Origin of the sequence: Kineococcus rugosus, assembly GCF_050871975.1 — a bacterium.
Classification (GTDB): Bacteria; Actinomycetota; Actinomycetes; order Actinomycetales; family Kineococcaceae; genus Kineococcus.
Window position 1 is genome coordinate 1 of the sequence record NZ_JBJLSJ010000060.1, and the last position, 15,166, is coordinate 15,166.

The 15,166-nt window shown below is 69.8% G+C and carries 19 protein-coding genes; 11 read left to right on the forward strand and 8 right to left on the reverse strand.

All coding sequences use genetic code 11. From position 1 onward, the window contains the following. Positions 1-67 precede the first annotated feature (67 nt). The 3 genes from ACRYM6_RS22180 to ACRYM6_RS22190 form a co-directional block, all read right to left on the reverse strand. A complete protein-coding gene (locus ACRYM6_RS22180; protein ID WP_432545057.1) occupies positions 68-814 on the reverse strand; it encodes a hypothetical protein in 747 nt (248 codons plus the stop codon). 528 nt (positions 815-1,342) lie between these two features. Then, positions 1,343-1,774 (reverse strand): hypothetical protein, encoded by a 432-nt coding sequence (locus ACRYM6_RS22185; protein ID WP_432545058.1) that lies wholly within the window; start codon positions 1,772-1,774, stop codon positions 1,343-1,345. Positions 1,775-1,982: 208 nt separating this feature from the next. Continuing rightward, on the reverse strand, positions 1,983-2,924 hold the full coding sequence (locus ACRYM6_RS22190) for an arginase family protein (RefSeq protein ID WP_432545059.1): 942 nt from the start codon (positions 2,922-2,924) through the stop codon (positions 1,983-1,985). A gap of 508 nt (positions 2,925-3,432) precedes the next feature. Between ACRYM6_RS22190 and ACRYM6_RS22195 the strand changes: the two genes are divergently transcribed. Then, positions 3,433-3,867 carry a DUF5063 domain-containing protein gene (locus tag ACRYM6_RS22195; protein WP_432545075.1) on the forward strand — a complete coding sequence of 145 codons (435 nt, stop codon included), beginning with the start codon at positions 3,433-3,435 and terminating at the stop codon, positions 3,865-3,867. Positions 3,868-4,031: 164 nt separating this feature from the next. Here ACRYM6_RS22195 and ACRYM6_RS22200 read toward each other — a convergent pair whose 3' ends face one another. The 4 genes from ACRYM6_RS22200 to ACRYM6_RS22215 form a co-directional block, all read right to left on the reverse strand. Then, positions 4,032-4,628, reverse strand: a complete 597-nt coding sequence (locus ACRYM6_RS22200; protein ID WP_432545060.1) for a hypothetical protein — start codon at positions 4,626-4,628, stop codon at positions 4,032-4,034. A 255-nt stretch (positions 4,629-4,883) separates the two neighbouring features. Next, the gene (locus ACRYM6_RS22205) at positions 4,884-5,174 is read right to left on the reverse strand and encodes a hypothetical protein (RefSeq protein ID WP_432545061.1); all 291 of its coding nucleotides are present in this window, start codon (positions 5,172-5,174) and stop codon (positions 4,884-4,886) included. A gap of 166 nt (positions 5,175-5,340) precedes the next feature. Next, on the reverse strand, positions 5,341-5,808 hold the full coding sequence (locus tag ACRYM6_RS22210; protein ID WP_432545062.1) for a hypothetical protein: 468 nt from the start codon (positions 5,806-5,808) through the stop codon (positions 5,341-5,343). Positions 5,809-5,994: 186 nt separating this feature from the next. Continuing rightward, the gene (locus tag ACRYM6_RS22215; RefSeq protein WP_432545063.1) at positions 5,995-6,615 is read right to left on the reverse strand and encodes a DUF6461 domain-containing protein; all 621 of its coding nucleotides are present in this window, start codon (positions 6,613-6,615) and stop codon (positions 5,995-5,997) included. Between the two features lie 238 nt (positions 6,616-6,853). Here ACRYM6_RS22215 and ACRYM6_RS22220 point away from each other — a divergent pair, with 238 nt between their 5' ends. The 9 genes from ACRYM6_RS22220 to ACRYM6_RS22260 all read left to right on the forward strand — a co-directional run bounded on the left by ACRYM6_RS22220 (position 6,854) and on the right by ACRYM6_RS22260 (position 13,906). Continuing rightward, positions 6,854-7,417, forward strand: a complete 564-nt coding sequence (locus ACRYM6_RS22220; RefSeq protein ID WP_432545064.1) for a hypothetical protein — start codon at positions 6,854-6,856, stop codon at positions 7,415-7,417. A 152-nt stretch (positions 7,418-7,569) separates the two neighbouring features. Then, complete coding sequence (locus tag ACRYM6_RS22225; protein WP_432545065.1) at positions 7,570-8,229, forward strand: hypothetical protein; 660 nt, start codon at positions 7,570-7,572, stop codon at positions 8,227-8,229. 280 nt (positions 8,230-8,509) lie between these two features. Further along, positions 8,510-9,085 carry a glyoxalase superfamily protein gene (locus tag ACRYM6_RS22230; RefSeq protein WP_432545066.1) on the forward strand — a complete coding sequence of 192 codons (576 nt, stop codon included), beginning with the start codon at positions 8,510-8,512 and terminating at the stop codon, positions 9,083-9,085. 295 nt (positions 9,086-9,380) lie between these two features. Next, positions 9,381-10,346, forward strand: coding sequence for an aminoglycoside phosphotransferase family protein (locus ACRYM6_RS22235; protein ID WP_432545067.1), 966 nt, complete (start codon positions 9,381-9,383; stop codon positions 10,344-10,346). Between the two features lie 104 nt (positions 10,347-10,450). Next, a complete protein-coding gene (locus tag ACRYM6_RS22240) occupies positions 10,451-10,957 on the forward strand; it encodes a GNAT family N-acetyltransferase (RefSeq protein WP_432545068.1) in 507 nt (168 codons plus the stop codon). Between the two features lie 610 nt (positions 10,958-11,567). Next, the gene (locus tag ACRYM6_RS22245) at positions 11,568-12,089 is read left to right on the forward strand and encodes a hypothetical protein (protein ID WP_432545069.1); all 522 of its coding nucleotides are present in this window, start codon (positions 11,568-11,570) and stop codon (positions 12,087-12,089) included. A 197-nt stretch (positions 12,090-12,286) separates the two neighbouring features. Then, entirely contained in the window at positions 12,287-12,589 is a 303-nt protein-coding gene (locus ACRYM6_RS22250; RefSeq protein WP_432545070.1) for a hypothetical protein, read from the forward strand. A gap of 102 nt (positions 12,590-12,691) precedes the next feature. Next, positions 12,692-13,153, forward strand: a complete 462-nt coding sequence (locus tag ACRYM6_RS22255; protein WP_432545071.1) for a hypothetical protein — start codon at positions 12,692-12,694, stop codon at positions 13,151-13,153. Positions 13,154-13,378: 225 nt separating this feature from the next. Then, on the forward strand, positions 13,379-13,906 hold the full coding sequence (locus ACRYM6_RS22260) for a GNAT family N-acetyltransferase (protein WP_432545072.1): 528 nt from the start codon (positions 13,379-13,381) through the stop codon (positions 13,904-13,906). Between the two features lie 221 nt (positions 13,907-14,127). On the opposite strand, the gene ACRYM6_RS22265 is transcribed toward ACRYM6_RS22260, so the two are convergent. After that, complete coding sequence (locus ACRYM6_RS22265; RefSeq protein ID WP_432545073.1) at positions 14,128-14,541, reverse strand: ester cyclase; 414 nt, start codon at positions 14,539-14,541, stop codon at positions 14,128-14,130. A 262-nt stretch (positions 14,542-14,803) separates the two neighbouring features. On the opposite strand from ACRYM6_RS22265, the gene ACRYM6_RS22270 reads away from it, so the two are divergent. Further along, positions 14,804-15,010: a hypothetical protein gene (locus ACRYM6_RS22270; RefSeq protein ID WP_432545074.1), complete on the forward strand. Its 207-nt coding sequence runs from the start codon at positions 14,804-14,806 to the stop codon at positions 15,008-15,010. The last annotated feature ends 156 nt before the right edge of the window (positions 15,011-15,166 follow it).

The window sequence follows — 15,166 nt, forward strand, 5'->3', positions numbered from 1 at the left end:
GGGCACGAAGACCTCCGAGTGGTGGTGCGGTTCCTCGACAGCTCCACACCTCACTCGGAGGTCTTCCTCACGTCACGGACCTGACGGTCCTCGGCGTGTCACCAACGTCCGTGCTCAGTACAGCTAGCTCATCGTCGCTGAGCAGCAGATGACCAGCCGGGCGCCCGCTCAGCCATATCTCCGCCTCATCCAACGCCTGCCGTAACGCCGACCCTGGAGTGCTGCCCGACCACGCGCTGGCCGGCCACTGCGCCCCCGGCACTGGGACCTCCACGCTCCAGCGCCACCACGACCGCCTCCCAGAGCGCCCTCGCCCGGAGTTACGGCCTCCTGACTGGCCTCTTGGCTGGCCTGCTGAGGCGCCGCGGCGGTAGACGCTGATGTCCAACCCCGCGTCGTCATCGGGTAGCCGGCACACCGTGCGGGCCAGCTGCTGCAGCAACGGTGCCCACCCAGCCCACCGTGCGACGACCCCGTCGTCCACGATGGACGGCAGGTGAGCCGGTGCCTGCGCGGCCACGACCTCCAGCGCGGAGGCCGGATGGCCGGCGAGCTCGTACTGCTGCACTTCCCGCCCCGCCGGGGTGATCATCACCTCCCAGGACAGGTCCACCGACGGGTCCATCCCGTCCTGCTCGCCCAAGCGGCTGAAGGGCACGTAGGCCAGCGTCAGCTCGAAGTCCTGCCCCGGCGCCAGCTGGGCATCGACCGCCGTCAGGGCGCGGACGACGGCGTGCTCCACGTCCATCCAGGGACGCGGGTCGGCCCACCCTTTGGCCCCCGCCGGTGGTGGTTGGCTGTCCTCATCGGCCATGAGCCCACCCTGCCCGAGCAGGAACCGCCACGGAGCACAGACGCACAGTCACAGCGCTGTCCGGACAGCTGACGACCCAGCGGTCATGCCGAGTTGAGGACGGTTGCTGGGCTCGGCGCCGTTCACCCGAGAGGCCCGTGTTCGGCTACCAGTCCAGCCCAAGGAGCGATGCCACGATCAGGACGACCCCAATCACGATCCACCCTCCGGCACCCCACCGAAGGTTCCTGGCCGTGATGGTCGAGGCGGCTCGCTCACCGTTGACCTGCCGCTGCAAGTCACGCATCGGGCCCACGACTCTGCTCGCCCCGCGCCAGAACAAGACTCCGATGAGGAGCGCTACGACACCACCGATGAACGCCGGCCAGAAGATCGTCACCGGCAGCATCCTGGCGAGTCTGAGCAGGTCGTGCACGGTCATCCCGCGGTACGCACGGAGCGCACGGTCATCCCGCGGTGCGCGCAGCGCACGATCATCCGGAGAGCCAGCACATCGCTAGCCGCCTGAACCCGCCGCGAGCGAGCAGTTCATCGGCTCTGAGCCCACCGGCGACGCCGCATCCAAGCCCTGGCAGCAAGGACCAGTAGGTTGACCACCGCCACGTACGCAGCCACCAGGCCACCGAGCATGACTGCGGCCACCAGCCACAACGCGTCCTCCACAGCCAGCGGCGGCACCGTGCCCACCACGAACGCCACCCAGACCAGCGCGGGCCCCCACCAGGGGTGGATGCACAGGTGCGCCACCACGCTCACCACCGCCACAGCAGCGCCGACCCCGACAACCGTCCCGGCGGGCACCTCCGAGCCGGCCCACCCCGGCGCGGCCACGAAGAGGTAGCCGCAGACGACACCGCTCAAGGCCGCGAGCATCCACCACCCGACGGACACCGCGAGGGGCCAGCTGCGCGTCCGCGGCAGGAGGAAGCTGTCGCCGCGGTGTCCGTCGGGTGAGTGCATCCGGCTACCTTGCCTGCCCGGCGATGAGTTGCACGGACAGCGACGGGATCGATGCCCCGCTTGGCGCAACGGGCAAGACCTGCTGCATGTGCTTCAACACAGCCAGCGACCTCACGGTCGCCCCGCGATGAGCGTGGTCCTGAACTGCCGGAGGCGTCCCGGACATGTCGATGTCCAAGTCAGGTCGGTCCTGACCGATCGCGCGCACTCAGCAGCCGGCAGCCAGGTGCTCCAGGCCGACGGCCAAGACGTCGGCCAGCAGCAGCGCGTACCGTCCGTCCGGGTCCAAATCGGGATCGAACACGGTGACCTGAACCCCCACAGCCCCGGGAGCAAGGCGTGTGAGGAGTTCAGTCAGCTCCTGCAGAGACAGACCACCCGGATCCGGGCTGTCCACCGCCGGGAGGTGATCGGGGTCAAGGACATCGACGTCCAGGTGCAGCCAGTACCCATCACGAGCTCGGCCCACCACCTCCAGCGCCCGGGCCGCGCCTGCTGCGATGCTCGACGTGTCGTGGCCCCCGCGCAGCCGGCTGGCGGGGATGACGAGCCCGAGGGCGCCGCGTGCTTCGGCGAGGTGCTCGTCGTCGTCGCGGCATCCCAGGTGGGCCACGTGTTGCGCGGCGAACGAGGCTCCGGTGCCCTCCGGATCAGCGACGGCCGTCCAGTGCCGGCCGACGGCTGCCGCCAGGTCCTCTCCGGCCAAGCTCGCGCACGCCTCGCTGTTGCCGGGATGGCGGAAGTCGGTGTGTCCGTCGATGTGGATCAAGCCGTAGGAGCCGCGACGGGCCAAGGCCATGCCAGCACCCAGCAGCAGGCTGCAGTCACCGCCCAACACCAGAGGTGCCCGTCCTGCCGCCAACAGCTGTTCCAGCCGTGCCGCGAAGCGAGTGGCGTGGTCGAGGATCGCGTCCTGGTTGCGCAGCCGGTACCGGACGGTGCTGCTCCCCCCGGCACCGTCGTTGGTGGTGAGGTCATCGACGTAGCGCCCGGGCAGGACCACACCGACGTCTTCTGCTCCCTGGGCCATGAGCTGCCTGTGTAGACCGGCTTCTCGCAGTGCCTCGGGTGCCTTGGCGCAGCCGGGCACGCTGCCTGGCTGGGGTGGGCGCAGGCCGAGGTTGGTCGGGGCAGCGAGGATGGCGATCACGACGTCATCTTCTCCATCGAGTCATGGAACGGAACGCACGGTCATCCCGCCGTCCGGGGGCTCGATGACCTCGCGGTCTTGCCGATGTCCGGATGCAAGACGAGCACGATGATCACGCACATATCCGATGGCCGGTCACTCACATGCGCGCCGCGAGGTGCCCTTGCATGTCGCACCAGGGAGGATGCCGATCGTGTTTCGGCCTTGGGGCAACGTCGTGCTCATCCTTGGTGCTCTCGCTCTGATCGTTGTCTCCCTCGTTGACGTCAAACGGCGGCGCCGGCGCGGGGAGAAGGGGTGGACGACAAGTCACAAGCTGGGAGTCGTGTCCATGTCCCTCGTCGTCCTATCGCAGGCTCTGCCCCTGATCTAGTCGCACGGCCATCCCGCCCTGCGGGCGACGTCACGGTCATGGCGCCGTCCGGGCGCAGTCATGGGCAGTCGGCGACGTCCTGATATGCCGAAGAGCGAGTGGTGCCGCTGGCGGTGCCACCCTCTTGTGGTGGACATGCGTGAAGCCGCCCAGGCGTACTGCTTCCTCATCGACGAGGACGCACCAGGTGAGGAAGCAGGTGCCGAGAACGGCAAGACCGCCTTCGCTCTCCGCCTGCTGACTGCTCTCAGCGACGCCGTCGCCGCAGCCGTCCGCCTCCCCGAGGTCGAACCCAGCGACGCGGATCTACCCACGCCCATCACCCATGAACAGTGGCTCGCCTGCTACCAGCGCATCGGGAAGCTGACCGGTCTTAAGCCGGACTACTACTGGCAGGCGTCCTCCCCCTTCGCCGCCGACCAAGTACAGGCCGACATCAGTCTGGGAGACCTCAGCGACGACCTGGCCGACATCTGGCGCGACCTGAAGACCGGGCTGCTGGCCCTCGACGCCGGCACGAGCCTGCACGACGTCCAGTGGCAGTGGCGCCAGGACTACTGGACGCACTGAGGCCACCACGCCACCGGGGCGATGCGCGCGCTCCTGCTGCACCTGACCGACCACGGACACCCCCTGCCACCGAGGACCTGACCGACTGGCCCAAAGCGCGGTCATGGCGCGAGCCAGGACATCGTCGCCCGCGCTGTCTTGCACCCGCCAGCGTCGAGCATCCCTCACAGCCCGCCTATTCCACCCAAGGCAGCGGCCAGCAACAACGCGACGACGAACGCCCGCCCACCCCGCAACCGCCCAAGCCCCGGAGGCACGTACCGACGTCCCGGCAGCGGCCCCGACATCACCAGGAAGGCCGTCACCCCCAACGGCAGGGCCGACAACCAGAACCACCCCCACCGGCTCACCCACCGCGGCTCCGGGCCGCGAACGAGCAGCACCACCGCCCCGAGCCACTGCAGCACCCCGAGCAGACCCACCCAGCCGGGCACTCCCACCCCCCAGACCGTCGTGGTGACCGAGCTGCCGGTGTCGCCCCGGCGCTCCACCGACACGGTGGGGTCCCACTCCTGCACCAGCACACCGACGTCGTGACCGGTGACCTGCGGGATCGACGCCCCAGCGCCGCTCGTGCCGGTACCGCTGGTGCTCGAGTCCGCAGGATCGGTCACCAGCTGTACCTGCGCCTGGTACGTCCACCAGCCCGCATGCCACTGCACTTCCTGCCACGCCATCCCGGTCGATCCCGGGGGCAGGCCGCCGGTGACCTGGACCTGCGACACCTTCCCGGCCGCGACGTCGACCTGCAGGTCGTCCACGGTCGCTGCGCGTTCACCCCACACCAGGGTGGCCAGCAGGACCACCGGGGTGATGACCAGCAGCAGGACACGGACTCCGGCCCACCCGCGCCAGGACGCTGCAGGTGAGGAGCTGGGAGCGACGGCGGTGTCCAGCACCCTGGCAAGCTAGCGCTCCACGGTGAGCCATGTCGTGGTGTCAACACGATCAGTGGTCGAGACAGTCAGAGATCGCCGAACGACATCGCGGTCATGGCACGTTCGGTGCGCGGCACGTCATCTGGCCAACAGCAGGTCCCGCACCCGGCCCCACGCTGCGATCTCCTCCCGATGCCACCCCATCCGGTGAAGGCCGTCGAACAAGAGCCCGGCCTCCACGACGGCCTCCCGGTCCAGCTGGCCTCCCGCGACGACGCTCTGCACGCAGCCCGCCACAGTGCTCGCTGCACCCTGCAGTTCCATCCACTTCTCCCACTCATCAGCGGAAGCCTGGTCATCGGGCTGGCTCGAGTACGCATCAGCAGCATCCAAGGCAGCCTGCAGCTCCATGTCGCGGGGACCGACCATCCCAACAGTCTGACGTCTTCACCGACCTCGCGGTCATGGCGCCGGCCGGGCGCCTGCCGACCGCGCGGTCTTGCCGATCTGCGCGCGGTCGGGGGCGTGCCCTTGAGGCCGCGGCCGAGCCTGAGAAGCCCACTCAAGAAGAGGTGCTCGTGCAGGCTGAGCGAGCTCAAACGGGCTGCTGCTCGACCACGCAGTCGACGTCATCAGTCCGGCTGGCGTCATCGCCCTCCACAATGCGCACCTGTACCGGTACCCCAGCTCGCGGTTGCAGGGACGCCGAGCAGCTCCACACCGGCGCTGAATCGAAGTCCGAGGAGTCGGGATCATCAGGACAGTCACGGCCGAACATGCCGCACCCCACTTGAGAGGCGTGCAACTCGTAGCTGCCCGGCGGAAGCGCTTCGTCTAAGAGCACCAGGCCCACGGGATCCACGGTGACCGCTTTGGTTGCCGATCCGGTGATCAACTCCTGGGTGTCAGCGGCGGTGACCCGCACCAGGAAGGAGCTCGGCGAATCAGTGAGCCCGCGTCCCCACATGAGCCGGACCGTCACCGGCACGCTGCCCTCTCCATCACCAGGCGCAGGGGCCGTGGAGCCTGAGGTGCAGCCCGCCAAGGCTGCGGCCAGCAGCACGGTTCCGATCAGACCTCGTCGACGCGACGGCATGTCTCAGGATGCTCCCTGGATGGGGCGTCGGTCAGAACGTTGCCCCGTCCGCGCAGAGCCCTGGGGCGACGTCACGGTCATGGCGCCCTGCGGGCGAGGTCACGGTCATGGCGCGAGCCGCACGAGCTTCATCAACGTCCCGACGATCTCCCATCAGGAGTAGCTGTAGCCGATCGCGACGCGAGCTCGCTCCCGCAGCACCGCCACATCCGGCCACTGCACTCCGCTGAGCCGGTCCAGCAGCGCCTGCGCACTCGACAACGGCCGCCCCTGCCAGTCCAACCCCTCCTCCTCCGCCAAGACCACAACCTCACCCGGCGGAGTGCGCGCCAACTCCCCACCGCGCAGCACCGGCTCGAACGACTGCACCTCCTGCCCCTGCCGGGCGTACACGAAGCTGGAGTCTCCTTCGAGCCAGTGCACGCTGATGTACGGGCTGGGTGCCGGCGTGCGCGAGGTGAGGTCGCAGTTCACCCCGCTGAATCCGAACGGCTCGATGACGAACGTCCAGCCCGCCCACTCACCGGCGTACGAGGCCTGGCGCACCACCGACGGACCGTCCTCATCAGGCCACCCGTCGCCGGCTTCCCACGCCTGCGCCTCGGCGGGGGACATCAGCTCGGTGCTGTCGCGGGGGAACAGCAGCCGCAACGCCTCCTCCGCCGAGGCCCCCTGCAGAACGGTCAGACACCGGCCGAACTCACCCAGTTCCTGCTCGGACAGCTCGGCCGCAGGCACCTCAGAGGTCATGACGAGCAGTGTGGCGTCGAGCACGACCCTCGTCACGCAGAAGCTGCGCATCCCAGCGGCCAGATGCCCTCACTTCACCTGGTTGAACGCTGCTGCGCCAGCCGAGCACGCATCAGCTGACGCACGGTCATGGCACCCTGCGGGCGACGTCGCGGTCATGGCGCCGTCCGCGCGCTCGACGACCTCGCGGTCCCGTCGATCTGCGGTAGGTGGCGCTGGCAGTGGTTGCCCACCGCGGCCACCTATCCGGCACTCTGCTGCAGTGCCCGAAGAACCACCGGACGACGTCCTCGCCTACCAGCACCGCCTCACCCAGCTCAACGACGCCGACCTCGACCACGACCACGCCCTGCTGCAGCAAGTCCTCACCGACCCCGACGAGCTGGTCAGCGACGCCGCCATCACCCAGCACCTCGACCGGGTCGCCCGCGAACGACACACCGCAGCAGCCTTCACCGCCTGGGTCGAAGACCACCTCGACGCGCTACCCGCCGGCACCCACCGACGCCGACGCGCCGAGCAGTGGCGCACCTACAAGCAGCTCCTGGACAACCCCGCCCAGCCCTTGGACCTCGACGTCGTGGACGACTGGACTCAGCACCGACTGGCTGAGGGCAGCCACGAGCCCTCGCAGCTGTGGGACCTCTCGCGCGCTGGTCGCACCCGCCGCATCCGGGCTCAAGCCCACCAGCGTCTGCTGCGGGTGCAGCACGACAACGCCTCGACCAGCACCTCCACCGAGGTGCTGCAGCGCCTGGCCAACACGGGCCTCACCCGGCAGATCCGCACCACCGCCCAGCAACGCCTTGACGCGCTCTCGAGGTGACTGCTGGCCAGAGGTCGCCGACCTCACGGACATGCCGATGACCGAGGTCACGCTGGCACCTCACGACCCACCGCAGCTACGTTGATCAGGTCGTCCACCTGGTGAGCGGCAGCGCCCGCTGCCCGACCATGCTGAGACGGCAAAGGAGCATCGTGGGCGACTCGGTCTACGACTACCACCGCCTCGACTACCTCAACGTCTTCGACCACGTCCGCTGGCGGGGTCCTGACGACTTCGCCCGCCGGCTCGGCCTGCAACCAGACCACCCCGGTCAGCTCCTGTGCGCCGATGAGACCCACGCCGTCATCGACTGGGTCAGCGTCCCCGGCATCGGCCGCTACGACGGCCACTTCGACCCCCACTGGCTCGAACGCATCACCGAGCAGGAGTACGAGCGAGCCGCGCAGCAACTGCGCAGTCGATGGCCCGGCTTCGACCTGGACGACCGCGACGTACGAGCCGCCTGGACCCAGAACCGCTGGATCACCGCCGACGACCCCTTCCTGCCCGACACCCGGGTGAAGTGGATCGGCGACCAGGAGGCCACTGATCACTTGGGTCTTCAGCCGGAGCACCCGGGCACCATCCTGAGCAGCTCGGAGAAGCACGCCATCGTGCACTGGGTGGACGCCGAAGGGATCTTCGAGCACGAGGGCGTCATGGACCCCGGAAACCTGGAGGCCATCGACGATGAGGACTTCCAGCACCGCGCCCAGGCGTTGCGCGACTCGGGCTGGCGCTGGATCTACTACAACGCTGCCGACGGCTGGATGGACCCAGCCCTGCGGACCCATCCTGGTGATGAGTCATAGCGATCACCGTGCGCCGGTCCAACAACCTCGCGGTCATCCCGCAGACCAGGAGGTCGTCGACCTCGCGGTCTTGGCGATCTACGGATCTTGCGCGGTCGTCGACCTGGGCAGGCGCAGCTGCGGTGGCTACCCTGCTGGTGGCTCGGTGCAGCCTGCCGCTCGCGCCCTCCGGGGCTTGGTGAATGCACCGCTGGGCCCAGCCTCCCGCGGCTTCCCGGACGCGGCAGCAGCCGGCAACGCGAGCACCCGGCACAGCACCTGCCGCACAGGAAGGCGCACCATGACCCCCTCGACGACCCCCTCCTCGACCCCTGCTGCCCGCGCCAAGGACCTGGCCAAGCTGCTGCGCAGCGACCTGAACGCCGCCGGCATCGACATCCCCCACTCCCTAGCGCTGAAACTCATCGCCCACCAGCACGGCGCGAAGGACTGGAACACCCTCGCCGCCACGGCAGGCGCGCACATCGCGCCCGTGCCCGTGCAGGCGCCGGCGTTCGCCCCCGGCGTCCCGGTGCTGCGGGTGATGTCAGCCGAGGTGGCGCTGGGCTTCTACCGTGACTACCTCGGCTTCGCCTTGGACTGGGAGCACCGCTTCGAGGCCGGCTTCCCGCTGTACGTGCAGGTCTCGCGCGGGCAGACGGTCCTGCACCTGTCCGAGCACCACGGTGACGGCGGTCCTCACGGCGTCGTGTGGATCGCGGTGGCCGACGTTCACGCCCTGCACACCGAGCTGCACTCTCACCCCACCGCGCCCCTGCGACCAGGCGTGGACCTCGGCTCCCCCGGCGGGCCGACCCTGGAGGTCATCGACCCCTACGGCAACGTCCTGCGCTTCTGTCAGCGAGACGACAGCTGAGAGCCCGGCGGCGGCAAAGCAGGAAGCAACGTTCGACCTTGTCGTAGCCCGGGCGCGGCCACGACCGGTCCACAACGTCACGGTCATCCCGCGGTGCGCGGGCGCACGGTCATCCCGCGCTGCGCGCGACGTCGCGGGCATGGCACGACGTTCGCACAGCCGCGCCGCGCATCACGACGATCCGGGGTGCCTCTCGGGCCGGATCGGGAAGTCGGTAGCCGCCCGCGATGCTCCTCAGCTACACAGAACTCGTGCCGTCACCGCTTTCGCGCCCCGCGACCGTCGACCTGCCCGCATGAGCCACCACCGCGTCGAGGTCCCCGCCATCGTCGCGGCCAAGGCCGCCGCCGTCCCCGGCGGGCAGACCTGGGCCACCGACCTGCCCGGCATCCTGACCGCTCTGGAACGAGCCTGGTCCATCCACATCACCGAGCCCCTGCCCGGCGGCACCGCCTCCTACGTCACCCGCGCCCGCACCACCGACGGACGCCCGGTCGTGCTCAAGGTCGCCGCCCCCGGCACCGGCTTCGACCAGCAGGCCCGCACCCTGACCGCCGCCGCCGGGCGCGGCTACGTCCGGATCCTCGCCTACCACGCCAGCCACAAGGCGGCGCTGCTCGAAGCGCTGGGCACGTCACTGCACCACACCGGCCTGGCCCCGACCGACCAGCTGACCATCTTGGGTCGCTGCCTGCGCTGCGCCTGGCGCGTCCCCCCGGCCCCCGGGCAGGAACCGCAGGACAAAGCCGCCAGCCTCAGCCAGCTCATCACCGACCTGTGGCAGCGCCTGGACCAGCCATGCTCGCAGCAGGTCCTCGACTACGCCCTGACCTGCGCCGCCCGGCGTTCAGCCGCCTTCCCCACGCAGGTGCAGGCCGGTACCTGCGTCGTGGTGCACGGCGACGCCACCGCGGCCAACGCCGCCGGTGTCCTGACCGCCCGCACCGGCACCGAGGACGGCTTCGTCCTGCTCGACCCCGACGGTTTCCTCGGCGACCCCACCTACGACCTGGGGGTGGCCGTGCGGGACTGGTGCCCCCAACTGATGGCCACCACAACCCCGGTCAAGCTGCTGGCCGGCTACTGCCGCCTGCTGGCCGAGCAGACCGCCACGGACCCGGTGGCGGTATGGGAGTGGGGATACCTCGAGCGCGTCTCCACCGGGCTGTACGCCCTCTCCTTCGGTGCCGAGGAGCAGGCACTGCCGTACCTGCGCACCGCGCAGGCGCTGCTCGACGACAGGGGTGCATCGAGGATGTGACGGGCGCGGTCACGGCACTGGCAGGACGTCGCCGAGGTCCCGGGACGCGCGATGGAAGATGGCACTGGTAGTGAGCCCAGCCGCTCCGCTTCTAGGGTGGCGGGATGACGCCGGAGGTCACCGTCCGCCGAGCCCGCCCCAGCGACGCGCCGCAGATGGCCCGCGTCCACGTCACCTCCTGGCAGCAGACCTACCGCGGCGTGATGCCCGACTCCGTCCTGGACGACCCGGACCTCCTGCAAGCCCGGGAACGCTTCTGGACCGGGGCCCTGACCGATGAGCGCTGGCGCGCCAACCACGCCGCCGTCGCCGAACTCGACGGCACCGTCGTCGGCATCGCCATGTCCGGCCCTTCGCAGGAGCCCGATGCGACCGAGCACTTCCAGCTGCACCTCATCTACCTCGACGCGGCGCACCACGGCAGCGGGGCAGGGCCGGCGCTGCTGCACGCCGTCCTGGACCCCGATGAGCCGGCGGCCGTGTGGGTCGCAGACCCCAACCCGCGCGCCCACGCCTTCTACCGCAAGCACCGCTTTGCCCCCGACGGGCACAGCAGGACCGCTGAGGGCGTGCGCGAAGTCCGGTGGACCCGGCCCGCCGGCTCGCGGTGACGACAACCCGCCACGCTCGACGTCGCGGTCACCCACGCCACCTGTGAGGCCAGGTAGGTCCTCGGCCACTCCCCCGGCAGGTCGTACCGATCTTCGACAAGGACAGATCGGATGAGACAAGTCGGCCGCTGGCCGTCTCACGAGACCTGTCCAGCTGCAGGTCACGGCCGTAGCATCGGACAGGTCGAATGAGAACGGACAGCCGCTGTCCGTTCTCATCTGATCTGTCGCAGTCTCATGAGACCTGTCGCAGTTCTCACGTGATCTGTCGCAGCTCCTCAGCGGATCTGTCGCAATGTCCCACCACCTACCAAGACGGCTTCGCCGCGATCAGGACTTGATCGTCCGACTCCCGCAGCGGGCGCACCACAGGAACGGGACCCGCACCCGTGGCCTACTCAGCGAAGTCCGCGCGTACGCTGGCCCGCTCCCCCGCCGGGGGACGACTTCACGGTCATGCCGATGTCCGAGTGGTCCTTGAGCACGACGATCACCTGCATATCCCCTGCGCTGCGGGCGACGTCGCAGTCATCCCGCACTCGGGGTGTCCCTGGTCGTCTCATGACCTCTCTTCTCCCAACTCCTGATCATGGACGTCTAGGCTCGCTCAATGCCGCGCGACCTCGTGCAGGACAGCCTGACCGCCTTGAACGAAGGGGTGCCCACTGCGCCACCACGCCTGAGCCGGCGCCGCCGCTCGGCCGTCCTGGCCCTAGACATGGATGGAGACATCGCCTGCACCCTCATCGCCCGCCGCCGCGTGGGCTACGTGGCCAGCGAGACCTACCTGTTCGAGCTGCAGAACGGCGAGTGGACCTACCTGGGAGGTGGCGGCGGTCCCGGTGACGACCTGTTTCGTCCCCGCCCCGCACCCACCCCAGAGGGCGAACACCTGCATCCGATGGGCAGCGCAGCGATCAGGCGTGCCCCCGGCCGTCGGGGTGCCTGGATACGCGACATCGAACTGCGCTGCAGCCCGCAGGTGGCCTCCCTGAGCGTCAACGGGCGGTCGTTGGCCGTGGCGGAGCACGGCAACGTCGTGGTCGTCTGGGACTCGCCCAACGCGCCGACGCTCACCGCGATGGATGCCGACGGCCGCGCACTGCAGACGTTTCGACCTGCCTCCACCTGACCGCGCGCTCATCTCGCGCTGCGGGCGACGTCGCGGTCATCCCGCGGTACGCGCGGAGCGCACGGTCATCCCGTGTGGTGCGCGGTCGCGACTGGCCGCCGACGTCGCGGTCGTGTCGAGATGCGCGTGGTCACAGTCCTAGACAGGCTGCAGCAGGAGACGCAGTACAGCCGCCACCCTGCTGGCACGATGCCGACATGGACACCTGGGCCCTGCTCGTCATCGCCGCCGCGCTATCAACCCTCAGCGGCGTACTGATCGCACGAGCCAACCCCGCTCATCCCACCCCCTGGTGGGGCCGCCTTCGGCGACGACCGGCCCTAGCGGTGGCGACCAGTGCGGCAGCCATCGTCGCCGGCCTGTGGCCGGCCCTGGACTTTCACACGCAGTCGATTGCCTTGCTGCTTGTGGTGGGCCTGGCGGCGGCCTTCGCGCCAGAGTTCGCCGTACTAGCTCGGCACAACCAGCGCCTGCGCCAGGAACCGACGCCAGATCACTGAGCCAGCGCCGGCACCCACTCGGCCAGCCCGCGCAGCGCGTGACGTCACGGTCATCCCGCACGCCGTGACGACGGTCGAGGGCTTCGCCTACCGTCGCAGGGCATGGAGCAGAGCACCGAGTCGAAGATCGTGGCCAAGCACATCCCCGGCAACCCCGACCTGCCGCGCGATGACTACGCCGACGTCCTCAGCTGGCACTACCAGCACGGGGACCCCCAAGACGGCGAACGAGTCCGCGTCTTCCTCCGCAAGAGCGGGGACTTCGTCGCCGAAGGCACCTGGGAGTACCGCCGCGCCCAGCCCGACGGCAGCAGCGAGGCCGTCGTCCACACCGATGACCAGGACACCGTCGCAGTCCCTGCCGGCGTTCGCCTCGAGGTCGTCCAGGCCCTGCCCCGTCCCCGTCCGCCGGTGCTCACCGCCTCGGAGCTGTACGTGGCCGCCGAGCTGCTGGAGGAGCTGGGCGCGGTCTACGCCGGGGAGAAGCTCGGTGAGCTAGCTAGCGCTGTCGCCGAGAAGATCGCGGACGGACTGGATCTGCGCAAGAGCCCACCACACGCGTAGGACCGTCCGGTCATCCCGCCGTCCGGGCGCAGTCGCCGTCTCGCAATGGTCGGCTGTGGGACGCGGGATGCCGTTATGAAGACCCTCCAAGATGACCAATCGGTGCCGGCCGGGTCCGTGCAGGACCGTCTACCGCGCCATCGCACGAGCCAGCGCTGGAGCCGCAGTCGAGCCCCAGTAAAACCGTGTAGCCGAGCGCATGGACGGTGGGTGAAGCTGTTTGGTGTGAGCCCGATCCTCCTCGCCCCGACCGCCGACCTGCGCGCCTCCTGGCTGCAGGCCCGCGAAGAGGAGGGCCCCGGCGTGCACCTGCACGGCGCGGGCCTGCGCGAGCACGACGACGTCAACACACCCGCCGGCTTCACCGCGTGGACCGCGCGCCTGCGCAGCTGCGCCGACACCTCCGTGCCCCCCGCACCGGGCTGGGTCCACTCGACCTACCGGTGGGTCGTCGAGAACGACACCTACCTCGGGACCATCGACCTGCGCCACGAGCTCAACGACTTCCTGCTCGAAGCCGGGGGTCACATCGGCTACAGCATTCGACCCAGCGCCCGCCGCCGCGGCCTGGCCACCTGGGCCCTGGCCCGCACCCTCGAGCGCGCCCACGCCATGGGCCTGGACCGGGTCCTGCTCACCTGCGACCCCGACAACACCGCCTCCGCCGCGACGATCGAGCGCAACGGCGGCCGGCTCGAGGACACCCGGGACACCGTCCTGGGACCCAAGCGCCGCTACTGGATCACGTTGTAAGTCCAGCCCTGCCGCTGCATGCACTCCTAGGACGGGGCTGCTGACGCTCACCGCGACCTCATCGGGTCGCTGTCTCATAACCGGTCGGCTGTGAGACACGAGAAAGTCACCACGCAGTGTCACCAACCTGGGTGATCTTCTGGTCATGTCGACGACAGGGGGACGCTTGCCGTCGGTGCACTGGTGCACCGGTGAGCGTCGGGTCACCTCTGAGCGTCGGGTCAGCTCGTGGTGTGCGCGGGGGCGTTCAGGGCGTCGCGCACCACGGGGAAGAGGTCTCCCCAGCAGTGGACGATCTTGCCGTCGGCGACCCGGTACACGACCAGCTCCTGGACGGTGATCCGGCGGCCGGTGGGGGCGATGCCGCTGAAGGGTGCGCTGTGCGTGCCATGGCCGGTCAACCGTGCGGCGATCGTGTCACCCTCGATGATCACCTGCTGCACCTGCCAGCGGTAGTCGGGGAAGGCGGTGCACACGGCCCTCACGCCGTCGATGTAGGCGGCCAGCCCGTCGATGGGCCCGGACCCGCTGACCTGCTCGGCGACGAACTCGCCCAGCTCGTCGACGCGGTGCTCGTTGCAGCAGGTCAGGTAGCGCTCGTACAGGGCGAGCACGTCGGCGCGTTCGGGTGCCACCGGGCCATGCTCACACGGTGCAGCGGTGGTGCACCCCGTCCACGGGACCTGATCGCCAGGATGACGACCACGCGGCCACGCCGCCGTCCAGGCACGGTAACCATCTTGAAAATGGTCGGTTCTGCGATGGCTGGGCCAGCCAGGCAACGCCTCCCCGAGCCGGTGCGCCCGCCGGGTGGCGAGCTGCACGCCTCTGGGCATCCTTGATCCACTACGAGCCGACCGGTGTCGGCTCGCTCAGTCGATACGCGGAGGTCCCTTCGTGAACCGGCAGTCGCAGCAGTCCCCACGAGCTGGCCTGCTCGCCTCCGGGGCGCTCTTCAGCCTCATCGGGGTAGCGGTCTTCTTCTTCGCCGGCGATCTGAGCGATCGCTCACCGCGGGGTGTGCCGCTGTGGCTGCTCGGTGCCCTGATGCTCGCCTGCGGCCTCGGCCTGCTCATCGCCGGGCTTCGTCGGGGACGCGCCTGAGCGCGAGCACGCGCCGGCGCCGTGCTCGCGCTGCTGTGCTCGCGGTGCCGTGCTCGCGGTGCCGTGCTCGCGGTGCCGTGCTCGCGGTGCCGTGCTCGCGGTGCCGTCCTCGCGGTGCCGTGCACGCGGACCCCCGCTCGCGGGCGGGTGCTCGCG

Excerpts from the sequence above, each read along its gene's own strand:
- ACRYM6_RS22180 (WP_432545057.1), bottom strand. The coding sequence starts at position 814 with ATGGCCGATGAGGACAGCCAACCACCACCGGCGGGGGCCAAAGGGTGG.
- ACRYM6_RS22185 (WP_432545058.1), bottom strand. The coding sequence starts at position 1,774 with ATGCACTCACCCGACGGACACCGCGGCGACAGCTTCCTCCTGCCGCGG.
- ACRYM6_RS22195 (WP_432545075.1), top strand. The coding sequence starts at position 3,433 with ATGCGTGAAGCCGCCCAGGCGTACTGCTTCCTCATCGACGAGGACGCA.
- ACRYM6_RS22205 (WP_432545061.1), bottom strand. The coding sequence starts at position 5,174 with ATGGTCGGTCCCCGCGACATGGAGCTGCAGGCTGCCTTGGATGCTGCT.
- ACRYM6_RS22230 (WP_432545066.1), top strand. The coding sequence starts at position 8,510 with ATGACCCCCTCGACGACCCCCTCCTCGACCCCTGCTGCCCGCGCCAAG.
- ACRYM6_RS22235 (WP_432545067.1), top strand. The coding sequence starts at position 9,381 with ATGAGCCACCACCGCGTCGAGGTCCCCGCCATCGTCGCGGCCAAGGCC.
- ACRYM6_RS22240 (WP_432545068.1), top strand. The coding sequence starts at position 10,451 with ATGACGCCGGAGGTCACCGTCCGCCGAGCCCGCCCCAGCGACGCGCCG.
- ACRYM6_RS22245 (WP_432545069.1), top strand. The coding sequence starts at position 11,568 with ATGCCGCGCGACCTCGTGCAGGACAGCCTGACCGCCTTGAACGAAGGG.
- ACRYM6_RS22250 (WP_432545070.1), top strand. The coding sequence starts at position 12,287 with ATGGACACCTGGGCCCTGCTCGTCATCGCCGCCGCGCTATCAACCCTC.
- ACRYM6_RS22255 (WP_432545071.1), top strand. The coding sequence starts at position 12,692 with ATGGAGCAGAGCACCGAGTCGAAGATCGTGGCCAAGCACATCCCCGGC.